This is a genomic window from Hymenobacter fodinae, assembly GCF_004745825.1.
In the GTDB taxonomy this organism is placed as follows: Bacteria; Bacteroidota; Bacteroidia; order Cytophagales; family Hymenobacteraceae; genus Hymenobacter; species Hymenobacter fodinae.
This window is the reverse complement of record NZ_SRLA01000002.1, coordinates 139,338-161,622: the sequence shown is the minus strand read 5'-3', so window position 1 is coordinate 161,622 and position 22,285 is coordinate 139,338. Positions and strand designations below refer to the sequence as shown.

Below are 22,285 nucleotides of genomic sequence, written 5' to 3'. Positions count from 1 at the left end.
ATTGATACTGGCCTAGGCCACTTTTCAACTCGCCATGCAAACCCTCCTTCATACCGCCAACTCGCGCGGACACGCCAATCACGGTTGGCTTAATTCTTACCACACCTTCAGCTTTGCCGGCTACAACAACCCGCAACGGGTGCACTTTGGCGTGCTGCGGGTGCTGAACGATGACATCGTGGCCGGTGGCATGGGCTTCGGCACCCACCCCCACGACAATATGGAAATCATCAGCATTCCGCTGTCGGGCACGCTGGAGCACAAGGATAACGCCGGCAACCACGGCATCATCCGCCACGGCGACGTGCAGGTGATGAGCGCCGGTACGGGCATTGCTCACAGCGAGAAAAACCACAGCCAGACCGAGGAGGTGAAGTTCCTGCAGATCTGGGTGTTCCCAAACAAGCGCAACGTGCAGCCTCGCTACGACCAGCAGACCTTCGAGGCCGCTGACCGCCGCAACAAGTTCCAGCAGGTGCTCTCCCCTAACCCCGACGACGCGGGCGTGTGGATTCACCAGGATGCCTGGTTCCACCTGGCCGACTTCGACGCGGGCTTTGGAGCCGAATACCAGGTGAAGAAGCCCGGCAACGGCGTGTATGTGTTCGTGCTGGAAGGCGACGCTACCGTGGCCGGCCAGTCCCTGCACCGCCGCGACGGTTTCGGAGTGTGGGATACAGCTTCCTTCTCGGTAAAAGGCGACTCCAACACCCGCCTGCTGCTGATGGAAGTACCCATGGACCTGCGCTAACCAGCGGTCCGCGGTTTGTTGTTTGGGCTAGGACAGTTGGCGCCGATGAATCGCGCCGAAACATTTAGGCCGGCTTTCGGGTGATGATACCGCTGTTCATGCACCCGCTACTTTTCACTGACTTTACTTGCTTCATTCCCGCTCTGGCCGGCTAGGCCAGGGCGCTGGAATGTTCTTCATCCCATGAAAGACGCCACCACTTCGTATCCCGTACAGGAGAACATCCGCAAGCGCTGGAGCCCCCGCTCCTTTGCCAACAAGCCCGTTGAGCAGGAAGCCCTAAATCAACTATTCGAGGCTGCCTCTTGGGCTGCCAGCGCCATGAATGAGCAGCCTTGGCGCTACATCTACGCCCACCGCTCCGACGAGGAAACTTTCCAGAAACTGGTCGACTGCCTGCTGCCCGGCAACCAGCCCTGGGCTAAAAATGCTCCCGTGCTCATCCTGTCATTGGCCAAAACTCACTACGACAACGGTACCCCCAACGGAGCCGCCCTGCACGACGTAGGTATGGCCAACGCCAACCTTATCACCGAAGCCACGGCACTAGGCCTGTACGGCCACTTCATGGGCGGCTTCGATCAGGCCAAAGCGCGGGAGGCGTTTAACCTGCCCGAAGGTTTGCAGCCCGTGGTAATTATTGCGCTGGGTTACATTGGCGAGGCCGAGCAGTTGGCCGAGCCTTTCCTTAGCCGCGAGAAAGCGCCGCGTGCCCGCAAGCACCACGCCGATATTGCCTTCCACCACCAACTGCCCGCTTAAGCTATGCCCTTCCGCATCACTTCCGCCGCCGACCGCGGCCTCAAAGACATTGGCTGGCTGCAAAGCAATTTCTCGTTGAGCTTCGGCCCCTACGCCAACCCCGAGCGCGCAGGCTTCGGGCTGCTGCGCGTATTCAACGATGATTTCGTGAAGCCGGGCAACGGGTTTGGCCTGCACGCCCACGCCAACATGGAAATCATCAGCATCATGCTGGCCGGCAGCATGAACCACATCGACTCCCTCGGCTATAAGGAAGTGGTGCACCAGGATTGGGTGCAGATTATGAGCGCCGGTAGTGGCCTACGCCACGAAGAGCACAACGTGGGCGAGGACGAGGTAAACTTCCTGCAGATTTGGATTGAGCCCAAGCTGCAGAACGTAACGCCCCGCTACCAGCGCCGCCACTTCCCGCGCGAGAAGCGCCGCAACCAGCTTACCACCGTGGTGAGCAATGAGGAAGGCACCGCACACTGCTGGATCAACCAGAACGCGAAGCTTTCCCTAGGCCACTATGATGCCGGCCAGAGCCTGGAGTACACCCTGAACGCGCTCAATAAGTGCGTGTTCATCTTTGTGATGGAAGGCCAGTTGACGGTAAATGGCCAAGCCGTAAACCGACGCGAAAGCATCGGGCTGTGGGAAACTGGTCACCTTGCCATTCAGTGCGAAGCCGAAAGCCAGTTCATCGTAATTGAAGCCCCCATCAACCACTAGTGGGTTGCGGAAATAACTCAGTAGAAAGCCTTTCCCTTACCGGAAAGGCTTTTTTGTATTCAGCCCGTATGCCACAAACCAGCCGCTTGGGGTGCAACTAGCTGATAGGTTGTAAGTATTAGTAGAAAATTTGGGGCAATGTTCCGTCCTTTGTGTAGGATTCTCGCTTGCTTCCCGAATTGACTCTATGAAAATACTTCTCCTCACAGTGGCTTTAAGCGGTGCTCTTGCTGGCGTGGCCCAGGCCCAGGAACTGCCTTACCAAATGCCTCCCCGCGCCATTGCCAACCTGGTAGACGCCGCTCCCATTCCGCGGGTAAGCTTTGCCTCGAATGGCCAGTGGATGCTGCTGCAGGACGTACAGGCCATGCCTGCCATTGCCGATGTGTCGCAGCCGGAGCTACGGCTGGCGGGCTTGCGCATTAATCCGCGCACCAATGGCAGCAGCCGCGTGAGCTACTCCACCAACTTGCGCCTGCGCAAGCTGCCCGATGGCAAAGAGCTCCTGGTGCAAGGCCTTCCGGCCAAAGCGCGCATCAGCGAAGTGCAGTGGTCGCCAGACAACACCAAGATTGCTTTTACCCACACCACCGACAACCACATTGAGCTGTGGCTGGTGGATGTTGCTACGGCCTCGGCCCGTTTGGTGCCCAACCTGTTTCTGAACGGCATCTTCGGCTCAAGCTACGAGTGGACTTCCGATAGCAAAACCATTATTGCCCGCGCGGTAGTAGGTGGCCGCGGCGAGGCCCCGAGCACCACAGCTACTCCCGCCGGCCCCGTAATTCAGGAAAACTCAGGCAAAGCTGCCGGAGCCCGGACGTACCAAGACTTGCTGCGCACCCCCGTAGATGAGCGCCTGTTCGACTACTATGGCCTAGCCCAGGTAGTGAAGGTAGGTCTCGATGGCCGGATGGCACCGCTAGGCCAGCCCGGCATTGTGCAGCAGGCCTCGCCCTCGCCCAACGGCCGCTTCATTCTGGTAAAGAAGCGCCACCGGCCCTACTCCTACACCCTGCCAGTGAGCAGCTTCCCCATGCGGGTAGAAATCTTGAACTTGGAAGGGCTGGTAGTGAAAGAGCTAGCGGAGCTGCCCCTAGCGGATAACGTGCCCACCAGCTTTGACGCCGTACCCACTGGGCAGCGCCGCCACGGCTGGCGCGAAGATGCTCCTAACACCGTGTTCTGGGTGGAAGCCCAGGACGGTGGCGACCCAAAAACGGCGGCGCCCGTGCGCGACCGAATCTACGCCCTGCCGGCGCCCTTCGATGGGCAGCCCCAAGAGCTGGCCGCCCTGCCCTTGCGCTTCCAGGACATTCACTGGGGCACCGATAAGCTAGCCCTGGTAGAAGGTAGCCGCTGGTCGGACCGCCACGAGACAATGTGGACGCTGGACCTGGCTACCAAGACCTCGCTCACCCCACTCTTCGACCGCTCAACCCAGGATACCTACGCCGACCCTGGCACCCCATATATGCAGCGCAATGCGCTGGGCCGCTACGTATTGGCTACCGATGCCACTAGCGAAACGGTGTATCTGCTCGGAAACGGTGCTTCTGCCGAGGGCGACCGCCCATTTGTGGATGAGCTAAACGTACGCACCAAGAAGAGCCAGCGCTGGTGGCGCTCCGAAGCCCCCTACTACGAGGTGCCTGTAGCCATCCTGGACCCCAACAAGCGCCAGTTTGTGACCCGTCGCGAGTCGGTTCAGGAGGCGCCCAACTATGTACTGCGCGACGCGCGCAGCACCAAAGTGACGCCCCTCACGAAATTTGGTAACCCCTACGCCAGCTTGGGTAACCTGCAGAAGCAGGTGCTGAAGTACAAGCGCGCCGATGGCGTGGAACTCACGGCTAACCTTTACCTGCCCCCCAACTACAAGAAGGAAGACGGCCCCCTGCCTACGCTGATGGAGGCCTACCCCGTGGAGTTTAAAAACAAGAAAGACGCCGGCCAGGTGAAAGGCTCGCCCTACACCTTTACCCGCCTAAGCTGGGGCTCGCCCGTGTTCTGGGTGACGCAGGGCTACGCCGTGTTGCAGGGCACCAGTATTCCAATTGTAGGAGAAGGCACTAAGGAGCCCAACGATACCTACGTGGAGCAGCTGACGGCCTCGGCCAAAGCTGCTATTGACGAGGGAGCCCGCCTGGGCGTGGTGGACACCAAGCGTGTAGCCGTAATGGGCCACAGCTACGGCGCGTTTATGACCGCCAACCTACTCGCGCACACCAATCTGTTTAAGGCGGGCATTGCCCGTAGCGGTGCCTACAACCGCACCCTCACGCCCTTCGGCTTTCAGGGTGAGGAGCGCACGTACTGGGAAGCGCCCGAGGTATACAACCAGATGTCGCCGTTCAACTTCGCCAACAAAATCAAGACCCCGATTCTGCTGATTCACGGCGAGGCTGACAACAACTCCGGTACGTTCCCCATTCAGAGCGAGCGGTTTTACAATGCCCTGAAGGGTCATGGTGCCACTGTGCGGTACGTAGTGTTGCCAGCCGAATCGCACAGCTACGCGGCGCGGGAGTCCATCATGCACATGCTGTGGGAGATGAACACCTGGCTTGATAAATACGTGAAGAGCCCCACTCCCCCGGCCGCCACGCCCGAGGCCAGCGCCGCCCCAATGAAATAAACCTGATCTGCTGCTTTTGCAAAGCCCCCGAACCTCTCCGGTTCGGGGGCTTTTGTTTGGCCCAGTGGCCTACAACTGCCTAACCAGTAGCCTGTCTACGGTTTCGGGCACTAACCGCAACCTGGACACTAGCACCTTCGTTTTAAGGCTAAAGTACCTTTTCTCCCTCTCAAAAACTCTCACGTTATGAAGACGTTCAAAGGATATATCGCCATGTTTTCGGCCGTTTTACTGTTAGGTGCTACTGCCGCTCCGCAAACCGCCGATGCCCAGACTACTCCTAAGAAAGGCTGGAGTAAAAAAGCGAAAGGGGCCGCCATCGGTGGCGGTGCAGGTGCCGTAACGGGCGCCGTAGTAGGTGGTGGTAAAGGCGCCGTAGTAGGTGGCCTAGTAGGTGCCGCCGCTGGTGGCGTAGTAGGCCGCAACAAAGACAAAAAGAAAGACCCCGCTCGTTACCAGTCGTACAAAAAGTAAGCTGAGTATCGACCACAACAAAATGCCGCTGACTGTTGTCAGCGGCTTTTTTGTTATTAACTACATATTCTGTAAGCTACCATGACGTGAACATCTTCCAAAAGAATTAAAAGGCACTAATATGAGATTTATTAATATTTGTTTATCGATACTAACACTTTCACTATTTACATGTTCTCAAAACAAGGACAATCTATTGTTAAATAAAGGTAACAGCCATTGGAATGTTCTGGTGTACAAACGTTGCAACAAGGATGTTCATGGAATGAAAATAATAGAGAAATGGATATTTAAAAATGATAAATATGAGATATATATCAGAAACAGAAAAAACAAATATGTCTTGTTAAGCTCTTTCAACCGCGATGTTATAGAGGAATATAAATGGCATTACAGCAAAGACACACTTTGTCTAAATAGAACTAAATTCTATGTAGAAAAAATAAACGCTGATTCATTAATCATTGTAAATAACAGTGATATGTGTACGAATTACAGAACTCTAGAACAAGATGATGCACCTATGCAAAGTGTTTATATAATGTCTAGACATAATAGATAAATACAATCTTCAATTTTCGATACTTTATTTGGCTTGTAATTTTAAGAACTATGTTAACTCAACATTAGTGCACGATATGTCACAACCAGTTCGAATCAACGGTCTAGATTTTCCTCAGAATGAAACCGCTTTAGTGGCTTAGCAGCCACAGGAAACGGCATCGGCAGAGCCAGTGCTATCCGAAGCCGGCGCGGGGCCGCAGGGGAACAGGCCAAAGTGCTGGTCTTTGTTGCCGAGAACTTTGAAGTGGGCACCATAACGTGTAAGGCTGACCATGTCGGCGGTGTTGCCGCATACTAGCATGGGGCGGCCGGTTTCAAAGCGGTGATGGTCGTCGAGCTCAAAAGCGTGGGGCTGGCCGGGTACGGTGCCTTGGTAGATGGCTACTTGGCCGTAGTCCTCACACTTGTCTTCGAGGTCGAGCTTGAAGGCCCGGACCGTGAGCGAGTAAAACTTAATGTTGCCGACTTTAGCCTCGATTTCAGGGTTGCCGATGCTGAGGCGGCGCTGGGCGGTGAGGCGGTAGTCGCGGATACCCAGGTTCAGGAGCAGGCGGCGGAAGTCATCAATGTAGAGCGCGCCGCTGAGGCACTCGCCATACAGTACGGGGTCTTGGCGCAGGGCTTCCGGCACGCGGCGGTCGGCGAATACGTCGGAGATGTGCAGCTCGCCGCCGGGCTTCAGCACCCGGAAAATCTCACGATAGGTGGCTTCTTTATCGGTGCTGAGGTTGAGCACGCAGTTGCTTACTACCACGTCCACGCTATTGTCGGCGAGGTCTGCGGTGTGCAGGTCTTCGATATAGCCGTGGCGAAACTCCACGTTAGGCTGGCGGTAGCCAAACTTCTCAGTGTGGGCCTGCACGTGGCGGCGGGCCACATCCAGCTGCTCCTCGGTCATGTCAACGCCGATGACGTGGCCCTGCTCTCCCACCAGTTTGGAAAGCAGGTAGGCGTCGCGGCCACTGCCGCTGCCCAAATCGAGCACGGTACAGCCTTCTACCGCCGGGGGCACGCACACCCCGCATCCGTAGTATTTCTCCAGCACCTCCGACTCTAGCTGCGCCAGAATCAGCTTGTGCTCGGCCGGAATATCATCGGTGCAGCACGCGTTGGTTTTCAGGTCTTGGCTGGTGCGCAGTTGCTGGCCGTAGTAGTCTTGGACTTGCTGTTGAATTTGTTCTTCCATGGAGTTGAGGGGCGGAGGTTGCTGAGACAAGGTACGTACCAACGAGTTAGTTCGGATTAACCGCTACCCGCGTATTCTTAGGTTAGGATTTGCTGGGGTGGCCCGTGCAACCATCGGCCCGGTTACGGTAGTATGGGACATATGCGTCTGTTTGTCTACCCTACCCTTTCCGACTCGGCTCGTGCCTTGTTGCTTCAACAACTTCCCTCCGATGTGGTTGTCACATTCCGCCAAGATGTAGCGCCGGAGCAGCAGCAAGCCAGCTTTCAACAGGCCGAAGTGCTACTCGGCAACCCACCCGTTGAGTGGTTTGTCGTGCCCCCGAGTGGCCTACAGTTCTGGCAGATAGATTCGGCGGGCATTGAGCGGTACCGCGCGGTGCAGGTGACTTGTCCGGTGGCTAACGTGGGTGACTTCTTTGCCTGGCCCTGCGCCGAAAACTATGCTGGCAGGGCTGCTGGCCATATACCGGTGCATTCCGCAGCTGGCCGTGTGGCAAACGGAAAAGAAATGGGTAGGTGCCCCCGTCCGGCAGCAAACGGGCCTCCTGCGCAACAAGCGGGTAATTATTCTAGGTAGCGGCGCCATCGGGCAGGCCGTGGCCCAGCAACTCTCGGGCTTTACCAGCAACATTCAGTTTCTCGCCCGCACCGACCCCAAGGCTCAGTTGCACTCCAAAGAGGAACTGCAAGCGGCACTACCCGAAACGGATATTGTGGTGAACTGTCTGCCCGGCAGCGCCGAGGGCTTTTTCTCCGCGGAGCTCATCGAAGCCATGACGCCCACCAGCATTTACGCCAGCGTGGGCCGCGGCAACACCACCGACGAACCCGCCCTGATAGCCGCGCTACAAGCCGGCCGCCTCGGCGCCGCCGTACTCGACGTAACGGCCCAGGAGCCCCTTCCCACCGACAGCCCACTGTGGGCCATGTCCAACGTGCTGCTCACCCAACACAGCGGCGGCGGTCAGCCGGAAGAGGACGAAGGCAAAGTGCGGATTCTGCTGCGCAACCTGCAGAATCTGCAACAGCAGCGGCCGCTAGAAAACCAAGTAGAGCTAAGCCGCGGCTATTGAGCACTAACCACCAGAGAAACCCAAGAACGTCATGTCGAGCTGGTCGAGACATCTCGCTCGAATCGTTGGAGTGGCCTGGTTCCGTCAGCACGCCAGATGTCTCGACCAGCTCGACATGACGGGCAGTTAAGCGCTGCAGATTTCCTCAGCACATCATCATGACGAAGGATCTTCTCACGTTTGAGTAAGGTCGTATAGGCTTTCTTTTTTGGAAGGATGTCATGCTGAGCGAAGCCGAAGCATCTCTACCGCTGGCTAATCAATTGGCCTAGCACAGCAACGAAGCGGTAGAGATGCTTCGGCTCCGCTCAGCATGACCTTCTATGGTTGTAAAGGCTTGCTGGTAATGCCCGCTAGGCCACATCGTAGCTAATACCTGCTACCTCCACTACTTCCTCTTTTGGGCCGAGGCGCAGCGTAACCGTTTTGCCCAGCTTGGCACCCTGCACGGCGCGGGCAATGGGCGCTACGAAAGCAACTTTGCCTTCTGCTACGGACGCTTCATCAACGCCTACGATGGTAAACCGTCGCTCCATACCGGGCTTGCCGCCGCTCTTGGTCACGAGGGTAACCGTGGCCCCAAAGCGTACTTCCTTGGCCGGTTGAGTGCGTGAGTCTACTACTTTGGCGCTGGCAATGCGGGCGTTGAGGGCGGTAAGGCGGCCGTTGAGTAGGGTGAGCTGCCGGGTACGGTCGGCTTCGTTTTCGCGGTTGGCTTCGGCTGCAGTGCGCTCCGCTTCCAAGGTCACCAGCTCGGCCCGGAGCTGCCCTAGGCCAGTTGGCGTCACGTAGTTGGGTGAGCCGGGCGGTAGGGCCGGCCGCGGCGGAATTATGGGGGCTTCGAGAGAATCGTCTTCTTTGGTAAATGCGCGGCTCATACTGTGTTATAACGCAGCTTTGAGTGCAGAGTTAAGAAACTCTGGCAGTAGCTTTCCGTGGGAGTTCGGTTGCCCTTTAACTAGTATCACTCTTGTTCTGACTGGCCTAGGCCACTACTTCCCCTGCTTCTCCGTGCCATGAAACTAATCGACAAAATTGCCTGGCTGCACCTGGAAGACGGCAAGCTCCTCAGCACTCGCAGCCGCGGCAAAGACCGGTACTACATCCCCGGCGGTAAGCGAGAACCAGGCGAAACTGACACGCAAACCTTGCTGCGCGAAATCAAGGAAGAGCTAACCGTTGACCTTGAGCCTACCAGCCTAACCTACGCCGGCACTTTCGAAGCTCCTGCGCATGGCCACGCGCCCGATGTACTAGTGCGCATGACCTGTTACCGTGCCCACTACGTAGGCCACCTGCAACCCGCCGCCGAGATTGAGGAAGTCGTCTGGCTCACCTATCGAAACCGGCCCGAAGTATCGGCCGTCGATCAGCTGATCTTCGACTGGCTGAAAGAGCAAGGGCTGCTAGCTGATTAGCAGTGTTGTTTCGACCATAAGAAGGAATTTGAAGTATCCGCTAGGCCACTTACCCATATTCCTCCTTTCACTCGAAATGACAGTCCTAGCCCTGGCCTACCAACGCCTGCATCTGCTTGGCGTTGCCGATGGCGGAGGCATCGATATCGTTGTTGAAGTACACGTAGGCCTGTTTTACCTGTGGAGCGGCCTGCACTTCGGAGGCAATGCGCCGCAGAAACTCCTCGCTGTACGGCGACTTATACAGCTCCGGGGTACCGTGAAAACGATAGTACAGAAAGTCGGTGTTAGCCACTACCTCATCGGGCAGGTGCGGGTGGCTCTGGCCGGCAAAGGCAATCCGGCGGCGCGACAGTTCCAGAAACACCTGCCCCTCCCACCAGCTGGGGTGCCTGAACTCCAACACGTTTTGGTAGGCCGGGTCCAAGCTTTCCACAATGCGCAGAAGGCGCTCCTCAGAGAAGGTCATGCGCGGCGGCAGCTGAAACAGCACCGGACCAAGCTTCTCGCGCAAGCCTTCCTGCACCGTGCCGTAGAAGTCGGCGAGCAGTTGCGCAGTGTCGTGGAACTGCTTGTAGTGCGTAATCAGCCGGGGTGCTTTCACCGCAAAGCGAAACTCCGGGATGCTGTTTTGGTACCACGGCTCCAGAAACGAGAGCTGCGGGAAGCGGTAGAAGGTCACGTTCAGCTCCAGGGTCTGAAAGTGCTGGCTGTAAAACTCAAACCAGCGGCGCTGGGGCAGCTTTTCCGGGTAGAAAACGCCCTTCCAGTGTTTGTAGTGAAAGCCCGAACAGCCAATATGCCACATGAACGGTGAAGTGGTGAATGAGAGGATGAGTGAAGTAAGGATATGTGCAAGACGGGTCTGTTTCAACCCCTACATACGTCAGGCTCCCCCTTCCCCCGAGGACAAGGGCCCGGGGGGTAAGGCACCTACTAGAACGACTGGCCTAGGAGTTAACCTCGCCACGCACAGCAGTATCGTTGCGGCCGGCTCGGATGAAAGCCCAGCCCACCACGAGCTGCAGGACGCCGAGCGCCAGGAAGGCCAAGTCCCAGGGCAGTTTATTATCAGTGTACTCGTACACGTGGTGCAGGCCTAGCAACTCGTGGTCGATGATGCCCTCGATGACATTGAACAGGCCCCAGCCCAGCAGTAGGGCTCCGAAAAACGTGCGGCCCGACCACGGCACATCTCGGCGGTGACCTACGCGCCAGAGCACCGTCAGCCCGATGGCGGTCATCACCCACACGGCCGCGTGAAACATCCCGTCCCAGTACATATTTACCTTGGCGGCTACTAGGTTATCGGGCGGCATCTTGGCTGAGAGCATGTTGTGCCACTGCAGAATTTGATGGAGCACAATGCCATCTACAAAACCGCCCAAACCGGCGCCAATTAATAAGCCCGCTGAAATAAGCGGGCCGCGGTGTACTTGTTCAGCCATGAGCGGGAGAAGATGTAAGGCGCGTTTTAATGATGGGTGCATAGAACACGACCGCCGCTAATAGCAGCAACGCCCCAACCGGTAGCAACAGCGTAAGCAGATTAACGGTGTACTCAGGCGTGTGAATAGCCGCCTGCACCTTGGGCCGGCACACCCGGCACGCCAAGGCGACGGGGCCGATGAGCAGAAAGAGGGCAGTCAACAACCCAGCGGTTAGTGCTTTCATATCAAAGTGTAAGAGCAATCTATTTGAACGTCATGTCGAGCTGGTCGAGACATCTCGCGTGCTGACGGTGCCAGGCCACTCCAACGATTCGAGCGAGATGTCTCGACAAGCTCGACATGACAATACTCTAAGACCGTTCATATACCTCTGACCTACGACCTGTTACTTGCTGGGGTTGGTAATGCTGAGCTTGCACCCAAGCTCGTCTAGGCCACTCCAGTAGTGTCTCCCAGCAGCTTCCGCAGTTCGTAGGCGTTGAGCACGCCGGCCCCACCGATGCCATTGTTGAAGTAGATGTAGGCCTGTTTCACGCTCGGTGCGGCATGTATTTCGTCGGCAATGCGCTGCAAGAACTGCTCGCTGTACGACGACTTGTACAGCTCCGGCACGCCATGGAAACGGTAATAGACCACATCAGTATTGGTCACTACTTCATCGGGCAGGGGCATGGGGTGGCTCTGGCCCACGAAGCTGATGTGGTGGCGCGCGAGCTCCCGGTACACCTCCCCTTCCCACCAGCTGGGGTGCCGGAACTCTACCACATTGGTAAACTCTGGGTCGAGGTTGGCGAGGAGGCGCTCCATCAATTCTGCGGTGTACGCGGCTTTAGGCGGCAGCTGAAACAGTACCGGCCCAAGCTTTTCGCGCAGGCCTTCGCGCACGGTACTGTAAAAATCAGCCAGCACGGGCTCGGCCTCGGCGTTGAACTTCTTGTAGTGCGTAACGATGCGCGGGGCCTTCACGGCAAATTGGAAGCCTTCGGGGCTCTGGTCATACCAGTTCTCTAAGGCCTTCAGCTCGGGCATCTTATAGAAGGTAACGTTCAGCTCCAGCGTATTAAACTGAGTGCAGTAGTAGCCAAACCATTTGCGCGGAGGCAACTCTGGCGGATAAAACACGCCTTTCCAGTCGCGGTAATGAAATCCGGAGCAGCCGATGTGGATAGCGGGCATGGCAGAAGCATTGATAAGTCGGGTTCTTACGCAGCCCCTGGCCTAGCGGCTGCGGGTTTCGGGCTAGGCCACTTTCGCTCTACCTTTTCTCGCCGCGTTTCCCAACTTCACCCTTGCTGTTACGTAAACCAAAATCTGTGTCTAAACGGTAACGGTGCGGATTGACGCGTTTCTTTTCCAGTCCGCTGTAGCATCTGCGGCAATTATTACGACAACTCATTGGCGGGCTTGCTGAGCCCAGCTATCATCCTTTGTATTATGGCAGACGAGAAACCTGGAACACCTCCGGAAAACGCTGGCCACGACGGTAACCGTCGGGATTTTCTAAAAAAATCTACTCTTCTTACTGCCGTTGCTCTCACCCCCGGCCCTGTGGTGCATGCAGCCGAGGCCGCGTGGGATGAGAAAGTAGCCGCTGCTTTCGAGAAAGTACCCCTGAAGCTGGAAGTAAACGGCGTGAAGCATAAGCTCTCCGTGGAGCCCCGCACCACGCTGCTGGATTTGCTGCGCGAGCAGCTCCACCTCACCGGCACCAAAAAAGGCTGCGACTACGGCCAATGCGGCGCCTGCACGGTGCACGTAGATGGCGAGCGGGTGAACTCCTGCCTGCGCCTAGCCGTGATGGAAGACGGCAAGAAGGTTACTACCATCGAAGGCCTGGCTAACGGCGACAAGCTGCACCCCATGCAGGAGGCTTTCGTGAAGCACGACGGCTTCCAGTGCGGCTACTGCACGCCCGGCCAGATTATGTCGGCGGTGGCATGCATCCGGGAGGGCCATGCGGGCTCCGAGGGGGAGATTAAGGAGTACATGAGCGGCAACATTTGCCGCTGCGGCGCTTATTCCAACATTGTAGCGGCCATTCAGGACGTGAAAAACGGCGGTCAGAAAGTATGAACCAGTTCCAATACGTTCGCCCCACCAAGCAGAAAGCGGCTATTGATGCGCTAGCCAAGGACACCTCGGCTCAGTTCATTGCCGGCGGCACCAACTTGGTAGACCTGATGAAGCGGGGCGTGATGAACCCGCAAAAGCTGGTCGACATCAACAAGCTGCCCCTCAACAAGATTGAGAAGGAAAATGGCGGCCTCCGCATTGGCGCGCTGGCCTCCAACAAAGCCGTAGCCGAAGACAAGCTGGTGCTGGAAAAGCAGCCCCTGCTGGCCCAAGCCCTGGTAGCCGGAGCTTCGGCTCAGCTCCGGAACATGGCCACGGTAGGCGGCAATATGCTCCAGCGCACCCGTTGCTACTACTTCTACGACACGGCCATGCCTTGCAATAAGCGCGAGCCGGGCTCGGGCTGTGGTGCCCTCGAAGGCATCAACCGCATGCACGCTATCTTCGGCTTTTCGGATAAATGCATTGCCGTGCACCCCTCCGACATGAGCGTGGCCCTGGCTGCCCTCGATGCCACCGTGCTGGTTAGCGGCCCCCGCGGCGACCGGCGCATTCCGTTCGCCGACTTCCACCGCCTCCCCGGCGACACGCCCCAGAAGGACACCAACCTGGAGCAGGGCGAACTGATAACGGCCGTTGACATTCCCGACGGGCCTTTCACCAAAAATGTGCACTACCTAAAAGTGCGCGAGCGAGCTTCCTATGCCTTCGCCCTGCTGTCAGTAGCCGCGGCCTTACACCTCGACAACGGCACCATCAAGGACGCCCGCCTGGCCATGGGCGGCGTAGCCCACAAGCCCTGGCGCCTCAACGAGGCCGAGAAATTCCTGGTCGGCAAACCCGCCACGGAAGAGACGTTCCGCCAAGCCGCCGCCATTGCCATGCGCGACGCCAAGGCCTTCAAGCACAACGCCTACAAGCTAAAGCTGGGCCCCAACTCCATCGTACAAGCCCTGAAAAACGCCACCGCAGTGGCCTAGAAGCTATAAAGCTTAGAGCTAAGAAGCTAGTTCCCCTCCTCAGATGAGGAGGGGTTAGGGGTGGTTGACCAATTGTTGAACATCCACTAGCACCTAGTCTTAGCTCTAGACATCGTTATAGGCCGGTCAACCACCCCTAACCCCTCCTCATCTGAGGAGGGGAACTAGACTCTAGCTTTAGATATCCTAACCCCTCCATCACCCTTCCCATGCCCAAGCAACCTAAAGGAGTAGTCGGCGACCCGATGCACCGCGTGGACGGCCGGCTGAAAGTAACCGGCGCGGCCCGGTACGCGGCCGAGCACCCGGTAGCGGGCGTGAAGCATGGGGTGCTAGTGACAAGTACGGTGGCGCGGGGCCGCATCAAGCAATTAGATACAGCCGCAGCGGAGAAAGCACCGGGCGTATTGGCCGTGGTCACGTACCGAAACTCACCCAAGGTACCCGGCTATTCTGATGCTAAGGCCAGCAATAACCCGCGGGTAGAAGGCCAGGAAATCAAGATTTTCTACGACGACCAGATTCACTTCTACAACCAGCCCGTGGCCCTGGCCATTGCCGAGACGCTGGAGCAGGCCCGCTATGCCGCTTCCTTGGTACGAGTGGCCTACGAGCAGCAACCCCACCAAACCGACCTGGCGGCTAACCTCTCGAAGGGAACTGAGCCGAAGAAAGAGAAGGACTACTCTCGCGGACAGGCCTACGCCTACCGCACCGCTCCCACGCACCTGGAGCAGGAATACGGCACGCCCATTCAGGTGCACAATCCCTTGGAAATGCACGCCGCCATTGCGCTCTGGGAGGGCAATAAGCTGACGGTCTACAACAAAACGCAGGCGCCCAAACTGGCCCAGCAGGACCTGATGCGCATGTTTCAGCTGCCCGAGGAAAACGTGCTGGTGCACTCGCCTTTTGTGGGTGGAGCTTTTGGGGGTTCCTCGCGCATCTGGCCTCAGGAAACGGCCGCTATTCTCGGGGCCAAGCATGTAGGCCACCCAGTGAAGCTGATGCTGCGCCGCGAGCAGGAGTTTAACTTGGTGGGATACAGGCCTAGGTCGATGCAGAAGATGGGTTTGGGGGCTTCGGCGGATGGGGCCCTGGTGGGCGTCACCCACGAAGCGTTTGGCAACAGCTCGCAGTATGAGCAGTTTGCTGAGCGTATTGTGCACCCCACTAAGTCGGCGTACCGCACGCCCAACATGAATACGGTGTATAAGGTGGTGCCCCTGGACGTGAGCACGCCCTGCTGGACGCGCGGCCCCGGCGAATCGAGCGGCTCCTTTGCCCTGGAGTCGGCGATGGACGAACTGGCCTACGCGCTCAAGATGGACCCCGTGGCCCTACGCCTGCGCAACTACGCCGAAACCGACCCCGAGAACGACAAGCCCTGGGCCAGCAAACACCTGCGTGAGTGCTATGAGCGTGGCGCCGCTAGCTTCGGGTGGAGCAAGCGCAACCCCGCACCCCGCTCCACGCGGCAGGGCGACTGGCTGGTAGGCCAGGGCATGAGCTCGGGCATCTACAAATCAGAGCGGCAGGAGGCGACGGCTAAGGCCCGCCTGATGGCCGATGGCACCCTGCTCATCCAGAGCGCCACCGCCGATACCGGCCCCGGCACGGGCACCATCATGACCCAGATTGCCGCCGATGCCAGCGGTGTAGCGCCCGAGAAGATCCGGTTTGAACTCGGCGACTCGGCCCTGCCGCCGGCACCCATTCAGGCTGGTTCGCACACGGCTACGTCGGTGGGCTCGGTGGTGCACGATGTGTGCGTGGCGCTGCGCGAACAGCTCCAGAACCTGGCGCGCAATCAAATCGGCTCCGCGTTCAGCCAGGTGCCACCCACCGATTTGGTGGCGCTAAATGGGGAGCTACAGCTGGCGCAGGACAGCAGCAAGCGGCTTTCGTACGTGGACATTCTCAAGCAACAGAACCTGCCCATGCTGGAAGTTACGCGGCAGTCGAAGGGCGGGCCGGAGCTGAAGGAGCACTCGGGCAAGTCGTTTTGCGCCAACTTCGTGGAGGTACACGTGCATGCCCTTACCGGCGAGGTGCGTGTGCGCCGCGTGGTGTCGGTGGTGGATGCGGGGCGAGTGCTCAACCATACCACGGCCCGCAGCCAGGTGCTAGGCGCGGTAGTGTGGGGCATTGGGCAGGCCCTGATGGAGCAGGCCGTCATCGACCACCGCTACGGCAACTTCATCAACCACGACCTGGCTGAGTATCATGTGCCCGTCAACGCCGACATGCCGGAAATTGACGTGCAGTTCATTGATAAACCCGACCCCATCATCAGCCCCACGGGCGCCAAGGGCCTCGGCGAGATTGGCCTAGTAGGCTTCGCGGCTGCCGTGGCCAATGCCGTGTACCACGCTACCGGCACGCGCGTGCGGGAGCTTCCCATCACCCCCGATAAGCTGGTCTAGGCCAGTCGGTCACTTATTTCGCACTTCGTTTTTTATGGATACTACTCCCAAGAATAACATCGGCAAGCCCATGAACCGGGTGGATGGCCGGCTCAAGGTTATGGGCGCCGCCCTCTACTCCGCCGAGTACAACCTGCCCAACATGAGCTATGCCGTGCTCGTGGGCAGCTCCATTGCAAAGGGCCGAATCAAGAGTATTGATGCCCGCGCCGCCGAGCGCGCCCCCGGCGTGTTGGCCGTTATCACCCACTTCAACTCCCCCAAAGTCCCCGGCTTCACTCCCACCGGCAAAGACCCCTCGCAACCCCAGACCGTAGGCGGGCGGCTGAAGGTTTTTCACGACGACCTGGTCCGCTTCAATGACCAGCCCATTGCCGTGGTGGTGGCCGACACGCTGGAGCGCGCCCGCTACGCCGCCCGCTTAGTAAAAGCCCAGTACGAGCAAGACAAGCACGTAACCGACATGGGCGCGGGCATCGAGCAAGGCTTCGTGCCTACCCAAGCCAAGAAAAACCCCAAATCAGGAGTAGCCGACTACGTGCGCGGCACCGCTGATGCCTACAAAACGGGAGCAGTGAAGCTGGAATCGGAGTACGTTATCCCGACGGAAGTGCACCACCCGATGGAGCTGCAATCCATCATTGCGCACTGGGAAGCCCCCGACCGGCTGACGCTCTACGATAAGACGCAGGGCACCCTGGCTACGCGGCGCGACTTCGCCAAGGAGTGGAACTTGCCCGAAGAAAACGTGAAAGTCATTGCTACGTTCGTGGGCGGTGCCTTCGGTAATGCCTTGCACAGCTGGCCCCACGAGTCGGCCGCCATCATTGCGGCCCACAAGGTGAACCGGCCAGTAAAGCTGGTACTCACCCGCGAGCAAATGACCACGATGGTGGGCTACCGCCCCCATACCTGGCAGAAAGTGGGCATGAGTGCCACCCCCGACGGAAAAATCACGGCCATTACCCACGAAGCCGTGGGGCAGACTTCGAGCTACGAGGAATTCACGGAGTCGACGGTGCAGCAGACCCGCATGATGTACCAGTCGCCGAACGTTAATACCCGTTACCGCATTGCCGCCCTCGACGTGAGCACACCCATTTGGATGCGCGGCCCGGGCGAGGCCACGGGAGCCTTTGCGCTGGAGTCGGCTATGGATGAAATGGCCTACCTGCTCAACATAGACCCCATGGAGTTCCGGCTGCGCAACTACACCGACAAGGACCCGGAAAACGGCAAACCCTGGTCGAGCAAGTTCTTGAAGGAATGCTACCAAATGGGCTCCGAGCGCGTGGGCTGGAACAAGCGCCAGCTGAAGCCCGGCAGCCTCCGCGACGGAGACTGGCTGGTGGGCTACGGCATGGGCGTGGGCACCTTCGGGGCGCACCGCGGTTCCTCGAAAGCCAATATCCGGTTGCTGCCAAACGGGACCGTGCTGCTGCAAAGCGCCGTAACCGATATTGGCCCTGGCACCGGCACCGCCATGACCCAGATTGCCGCCGACACTCTAGGCCTGTCGCCGGATAAAATTAGGTTTGAGTGGGGCAACTCTGATTTCGCCCAGGCTCCTACCCAGGGTGGTTCGGCCATCGTGAACACCGTCGGGCCGGCGGTTCAAGAGGCCTGCTTGGCCCTGAAAGAGAAGTTGCGTACCATGGCCGCCACCAGCAACAACGCCTTTGCTTCGGCTAAGAAGGAAGATGTGGTGTTTGCGGATGGCTACGTGACCCTGAAGGGTAACACCGGTGCCCGCGCCAACTTCGCCGATCTGCTGAAGCAGACCGATGGAGGCTTTGTTACCGTGGAGTCGAAGCCTGAGGGCGACAACCAGAAGAACTACTCCATGTACTCGTTCTCGGTGCACTTTGCCGAGGTGCGGGTGCATCAGCTGACAGGTGAAGTACGCGTGAGCAAGCTGGTTTCCTGCGCCGATGCGGGCACCATCGTGAATGAGAAAACCGCCGGCAACCAGATGAAGGGCGGCGCCGTGGGTGGTATTGGCATGGCCTTGACTGAGCACGCCACCATCGACGACCGGTTCGGCCGCTACGTGACCAAAGACCTGGCCGAGTACCACGTGCCCGTCCACGCCGACGCGCCCGATGTGCAAGTGGCTTTCGTGAATCAGCCCGACCCCTATGTGAATTCGCTCGGTACCAAAGGCATCGGTGAAATTGCCATCATTGGGGTAGCCCCGGCCATTGCCAACGCCGTATTCAATGCCACCGGAAAGCGCGTGCGGGAATTGCCTATCACTCCCGATAAGCTTATCTAAGTGGCCTAGGCCACTCCTCACTACACTAGTTGCTTGTGGCAACCTTGCGGTGGCTGCCGCTGATAGAAATCTGTCAGCGGCAGCCATTTTGCTGTGTAAGCAGGTCGTCGGACAGTATCTGCTGCAACTTTCCTACCTGTTATCAGTCTAGTACTGCTGTGCTAAATGGCTTGCTTTTGCCTTGATTAAACATAACTCATGAATCTTACGCGTATCTCAGGGATATTAGCTCAATTACCCACGCGCCACCTCGCGCCTTCCCTCAAAACGGTGCTGTTGCTTGCCCTCTACTGGCTGCTTGTGCTTCCACTCACGGCTCAAACTTCTTCACCTGCGGCCGGGCGAGTGGTCGTCAAGACGCTTGACTCCAAGTTGCTGCGCGGTAACCCGGGCGGCGAAAACCCGCGCCGCCGGGTGAGCGTGTACTTGCCGGCTGACTATGAAACCCACCCGCAGCGGCGCTATCCGGTGGTGTACTACCTGCACGGCTTTACCTGGAACGACAGCCTGATTTTCAATCAGGATGGCATGAAAACCCTGCTCGACCAGGCCATTGCCGACCGTCAGATCCGGCCCTTCATCCTGGTGGTGCCTAATGAGCAAACGCTCTTTGGGGGCAGCTGGTACGTTAACTCTGCCACCAACGGCCCCTGGGCCGACTTCACGGCGCGGGAACTGGTGGAGTTTGTCGACAAGAACTTCCGGACGCTGGCCCGGCCAGGCAGCCGTGGCCTAGCCGGGCACTCCATGGGTGGGGGTGGTACCATTCGGCTGGCCATGCAGTTTCCCGGAACTTGGGCAGCCGCCTATGCCCTGAGCCCAGCCTTTCTGGGCGCGCACCCCAGCTACCTACCGGGCCCTGGCCTACCCATTGCGCTGCGAGCCAAAGGCCTTGCCGATGTGCAGGGCAGCCACGTAGCCAAGGCCACCGTATCCCTCTCCCGCGCCTTCTCAGCGGCTCCCAAAAACCAACCATTCGGCGCCGAGCTGCCCGGCTCTTTGGGTGCCGACAGCGTAGCCCGCCGTGATGCCGTGCTGGGGCGTTGGGTGGCAGCTACCCCCACCGCGCAGCTGCCCAACCGCATTGCGGCGCTACGCCAATTGCGGGCCCTGGCCTTCGACTGGGGTGCTCAGGATGAGGTACGCCATATCCCGCCCACCTGCTACACTTTCAGTTCCTGGCTCAATAGTTTTGGCTTGCGGCACACGGCCCAGGAGTACGAGGGCACCCACGGCAGCCGCATTATGGGCCGCACGGGCCGCGTGTATCAGCAGGTGTTACCGTTTTTCAATACCCACTTAGACTTCGAGTAGTAACCTACGGGCACCTTCCTAAGTAGGTAGGAAACCCCTTCCCTATTCCCCCTTCTACTCATGGATACTATCCGTTCTTTCTCCGCCGACACCGAAACCGCCTTGTGGCAGCAAGTAGCCGCCGACATGGCCCAGGAGCCTGACCTGCTGGAATACACCGCCGACTTGCACCAACAGGGCTACACCATCCGGCTGGATATTGACATTGACTTGGGTGGCGGCTTCGAGGGCGGCTTCGAGACGACTACTTTCACGGCCCCAGTGCCCGCCAGCGTGGAGCTGCGGTTCGCCCTGCACGAGCAAGACTGGATTCATGAAATTGGGAAGCTGCTAGGCCTTACCGATGTGCAGCTGGGCTACCCCGAACTGGACCCGGCCTACATCATCACCACCAACGACCCCGCCGCCCTGCAAGGCCTCCTCTCCGACCCGGCCATCCGGGAAACGCTGCAGAAATACCAGGAGCTGCGCCTGAGTCTGGCCCCCGTGCACCACGATAACGTTGATGAGCTATTTCTGACGCTAACCAAGGAACAGGCTATCGTTGAGCCCGCTCAGCTTCAGGAAATTTATCACATGCTGCTTAGCCTGCTCCAGCAGTTGGCTCCTGCGCCAGCGCCTTCCGTTTCGGCGGCTCCTCTTACCTAAATCGCCTAGGCCACTACCGCTGCACAATGGCAGCCATAGTGGCCTAGCGAACTAGCTTTCTTTCGCGGCCCTACCTAGGTAGGGCCGCGCTGTTTGTAGGCAGGAAATCTGGTACTGCCGGGAGTGGCTCACTTCCCCGGAATCACGCCCACCCAATGCAGCACCCAGCCTAGCAGGTACACCAGCGGAATAACCATCCCGTAGGCCCACCAGGGTAAATTACTCAGGCGTTGGCCCAACCCAACATAGCGTCTTGGTCTTGTTTCCATGGCCGTTTTCGGTATAACGTGTTGTATATCTGAATATACACAACGCATTCACCGAAAGCAATATACCTTAACAGCCAAGCAACCTAGCCCCTGATTACAATACTAACTGGGCGTGCAAACGAGTTAGCGTTTCTTCGGCATTCTCGCACATGCCGGGGTGCACGGGGGAGGTTTGCACAATAGTACTGCGCGTGGCCGTTAGCCAGCGGAACCGCGAGGCCAGCGGCAGTTGCCCAATGGGTCCGCCTTCTTTACGGCCGCGGCAAATGCGCTCGAAGGAGCGCAGCCGCTCCGTTAGCTCGGCCAGGTCTAGTTGGTCGCCGGCGAAGGCGCGCAGGCGGGCCTCGGGTACTTCAAACCGGGCCTGCAGAAAGCCTTGGGCGGAGCAGTACAGGATGACGCCGACGTTGAGAAACTCCTCGCGCTCTACGCGTGGTACCACGCGCAGCACGGCGTATTCATACAAGTGCTTTTCGGGCATTTTCGGCTTCCTGAACAAAGGTTTCGGAGGCGGCCAGACGCGTAGTCAGGAACCGCACATAATTCTCCCGTTGGGCTTCGGCTTCTACTCCAGACTCGGCCAGCCACTCAGCGGGCACCAGCGCCAGAATGGCCCGGATGCGCTCGGGCGTCAGGCGGGAGTGGCCTAGCGCATCGGCGGCGGCTAGCTCCTTGGCCTGGGACAGCAACACGTGGTCTTTCACCTGCGGAAACGGGCGGGGCTTGGGTTCGGCCCAGCCAGGGCCGGCGTGGTGCACGTATAGCGCCGCGCCATGGTCAATCAGCCACAGCTCCTTGTGCCACATGAGCAGGTTGGTATTGCGGGCCGTGCGGTCCACGTTCATCGTGAGGCAGTCGAGCCACACAATCAGAGAGGCTAGACTGGGCTCAATGGTATTTACCAAAGGGTCGAAGGTGCTGGCGCCAGAGAGGTAGTGCAGGGCCAGGTTGAGGCCGGTGCTGAAGCGCAGCAGGTCCTGGATTTCTTCGTCGGGCTCGGTGCGGCCAAAGGCTTCATCAAGCTGGCAGAACACCAGCTCTGGCACCCGGAGGCCTAGCGCGCGGGCCATTTCGCCCACTATCAGCTCGGCAATAAGGGCCTTCACGCCTTGGCCGGCACCCCGGAATTTCACCACGTACATAAACCCGTCGTCGGCCTCCACGAGGGCCGGCAAGGAGCCGCCTTCGCGCAGCGGGGTGACGTAGCGCGTGACGTCAACGGTTCTTAAAGAGAGGGCATCAGCCTGCATACAGCACGAACAAGTAA

22 protein-coding genes are annotated in these 22,285 nt (G+C 58.6%); 13 read left to right on the top strand and 9 right to left on the bottom strand.

Annotation, left to right across the window (positions count from 1 at the left end; all coding sequences use genetic code 11):
• The first annotated feature begins 34 nt into the window (after positions 1-34).
• The 5 genes from EU556_RS07870 (at position 35) to EU556_RS07850 (ending at position 5,339) form a co-directional block, all read left to right on the top strand.
• Positions 35-751, top strand: coding sequence for a pirin family protein (locus tag EU556_RS07870; protein WP_135432951.1), 717 nt, complete (start codon positions 35-37; stop codon positions 749-751).
• Positions 752-934: 183 nt separating this feature from the next.
• The gene (locus tag EU556_RS07865) at positions 935-1,513 is read left to right on the top strand and encodes a nitroreductase family protein (RefSeq protein ID WP_135432949.1); all 579 of its coding nucleotides are present in this window, start codon (positions 935-937) and stop codon (positions 1,511-1,513) included.
• A gap of 3 nt (positions 1,514-1,516) precedes the next feature.
• Entirely contained in the window at positions 1,517-2,227 is a 711-nt protein-coding gene (locus EU556_RS07860; RefSeq protein ID WP_135432947.1) for a pirin family protein, read from the top strand.
• A gap of 187 nt (positions 2,228-2,414) precedes the next feature.
• Positions 2,415-4,865, top strand: a complete 2,451-nt coding sequence (locus EU556_RS07855; protein ID WP_135432945.1) for an alpha/beta hydrolase family protein — start codon at positions 2,415-2,417, stop codon at positions 4,863-4,865.
• A 186-nt stretch (positions 4,866-5,051) separates the two neighbouring features.
• Positions 5,052-5,339 (top strand): YMGG-like glycine zipper-containing protein, encoded by a 288-nt coding sequence (locus tag EU556_RS07850; RefSeq protein WP_135432943.1) that lies wholly within the window; start codon positions 5,052-5,054, stop codon positions 5,337-5,339.
• 700 nt (positions 5,340-6,039) lie between these two features.
• Here EU556_RS07850 and EU556_RS07845 read toward each other — a convergent pair.
• A complete protein-coding gene (locus tag EU556_RS07845) occupies positions 6,040-7,089 on the bottom strand; it encodes a methyltransferase domain-containing protein (RefSeq protein WP_135434710.1) in 1,050 nt (349 codons plus the stop codon).
• A 442-nt stretch (positions 7,090-7,531) separates the two neighbouring features.
• On the opposite strand from EU556_RS07845, the gene EU556_RS07840 reads away from it, so the two are divergent.
• On the top strand, positions 7,532-8,164 hold the full coding sequence (locus EU556_RS07840; protein ID WP_317128707.1) for an NAD(P)-dependent oxidoreductase: 633 nt from the start codon (positions 7,532-7,534) through the stop codon (positions 8,162-8,164).
• A gap of 353 nt (positions 8,165-8,517) precedes the next feature.
• Here the strand turns inward: EU556_RS07840 and EU556_RS07835 are convergent, their stop codons facing one another.
• Positions 8,518-9,042: a GreA/GreB family elongation factor gene (locus EU556_RS07835; RefSeq protein WP_135432941.1), complete on the bottom strand. Its 525-nt coding sequence runs from the start codon at positions 9,040-9,042 to the stop codon at positions 8,518-8,520.
• Positions 9,043-9,180: 138 nt separating this feature from the next.
• Here EU556_RS07835 and EU556_RS07830 point away from each other — a divergent pair, with 138 nt between their 5' ends.
• Positions 9,181-9,582: an NUDIX hydrolase gene (locus tag EU556_RS07830; protein WP_135432939.1), complete on the top strand. Its 402-nt coding sequence runs from the start codon at positions 9,181-9,183 to the stop codon at positions 9,580-9,582.
• Between the two features lie 85 nt (positions 9,583-9,667).
• Here EU556_RS07830 and EU556_RS07825 read toward each other — a convergent pair whose 3' ends face one another.
• From EU556_RS07825 to EU556_RS07810, 4 genes are all read right to left on the bottom strand, one after another.
• Positions 9,668-10,390 (bottom strand): DUF72 domain-containing protein, encoded by a 723-nt coding sequence (locus EU556_RS07825; protein WP_135432937.1) that lies wholly within the window; start codon positions 10,388-10,390, stop codon positions 9,668-9,670.
• A 142-nt stretch (positions 10,391-10,532) separates the two neighbouring features.
• Entirely contained in the window at positions 10,533-11,030 is a 498-nt protein-coding gene (locus tag EU556_RS07820) for a DUF2243 domain-containing protein (protein WP_135432935.1), read from the bottom strand.
• Positions 11,023-11,256, bottom strand: coding sequence for a hypothetical protein (locus tag EU556_RS07815; RefSeq protein ID WP_135432933.1), 234 nt, complete (start codon positions 11,254-11,256; stop codon positions 11,023-11,025). Before EU556_RS07815 ends, EU556_RS07820 begins: the two co-directional genes overlap by 8 nt.
• Positions 11,257-11,462: 206 nt before the next feature.
• A complete protein-coding gene (locus tag EU556_RS07810) occupies positions 11,463-12,209 on the bottom strand; it encodes a DUF72 domain-containing protein (protein WP_135432931.1) in 747 nt (248 codons plus the stop codon).
• A 258-nt stretch (positions 12,210-12,467) separates the two neighbouring features.
• Here EU556_RS07810 and EU556_RS07805 point away from each other — a divergent pair, with 258 nt between their 5' ends.
• The 6 genes from EU556_RS07805 (at position 12,468) to EU556_RS07780 (ending at position 20,749) form a co-directional block, all read left to right on the top strand.
• Positions 12,468-13,106 carry a 2Fe-2S iron-sulfur cluster-binding protein gene (locus EU556_RS07805; RefSeq protein WP_135432929.1) on the top strand — a complete coding sequence of 213 codons (639 nt, stop codon included), beginning with the start codon at positions 12,468-12,470 and terminating at the stop codon, positions 13,104-13,106.
• Positions 13,103-14,086 carry an FAD binding domain-containing protein gene (locus EU556_RS07800; protein ID WP_135432927.1) on the top strand — a complete coding sequence of 328 codons (984 nt, stop codon included), beginning with the start codon at positions 13,103-13,105 and terminating at the stop codon, positions 14,084-14,086. Before EU556_RS07805 ends, EU556_RS07800 begins: the two co-directional genes overlap by 4 nt.
• Positions 14,087-14,295: 209 nt before the next feature.
• Positions 14,296-16,512, top strand: a complete 2,217-nt coding sequence (locus tag EU556_RS07795) for a xanthine dehydrogenase family protein molybdopterin-binding subunit (RefSeq protein WP_135432925.1) — start codon at positions 14,296-14,298, stop codon at positions 16,510-16,512.
• Between the two features lie 34 nt (positions 16,513-16,546).
• Positions 16,547-18,787, top strand: a complete 2,241-nt coding sequence (locus EU556_RS07790; RefSeq protein ID WP_135432923.1) for a xanthine dehydrogenase family protein molybdopterin-binding subunit — start codon at positions 16,547-16,549, stop codon at positions 18,785-18,787.
• A gap of 198 nt (positions 18,788-18,985) precedes the next feature.
• Complete coding sequence (locus EU556_RS07785; RefSeq protein WP_135432921.1) at positions 18,986-20,101, top strand: alpha/beta hydrolase; 1,116 nt, start codon at positions 18,986-18,988, stop codon at positions 20,099-20,101.
• Positions 20,102-20,161: 60 nt separating this feature from the next.
• Positions 20,162-20,749: a hypothetical protein gene (locus EU556_RS07780; protein WP_135432920.1), complete on the top strand. Its 588-nt coding sequence runs from the start codon at positions 20,162-20,164 to the stop codon at positions 20,747-20,749.
• A 128-nt stretch (positions 20,750-20,877) separates the two neighbouring features.
• On the opposite strand, the gene EU556_RS26005 is transcribed toward EU556_RS07780, so the two are convergent.
• The 3 genes from EU556_RS26005 to EU556_RS07770 all read right to left on the bottom strand — a co-directional run bounded on the left by EU556_RS26005 (position 20,878) and on the right by EU556_RS07770 (position 22,268).
• The gene (locus EU556_RS26005) at positions 20,878-21,018 is read right to left on the bottom strand and encodes a hypothetical protein (RefSeq protein ID WP_167855503.1); all 141 of its coding nucleotides are present in this window, start codon (positions 21,016-21,018) and stop codon (positions 20,878-20,880) included.
• A gap of 94 nt (positions 21,019-21,112) precedes the next feature.
• Complete coding sequence (locus EU556_RS07775; protein ID WP_135432918.1) at positions 21,113-21,499, bottom strand: DUF3037 domain-containing protein; 387 nt, start codon at positions 21,497-21,499, stop codon at positions 21,113-21,115.
• Positions 21,477-22,268: a HipA family kinase gene (locus EU556_RS07770; RefSeq protein ID WP_135432916.1), complete on the bottom strand. Its 792-nt coding sequence runs from the start codon at positions 22,266-22,268 to the stop codon at positions 21,477-21,479. The genes EU556_RS07775 and EU556_RS07770 overlap by 23 nt, the downstream gene beginning before the upstream one ends.
• Positions 22,269-22,285 lie beyond the last annotated feature (17 nt).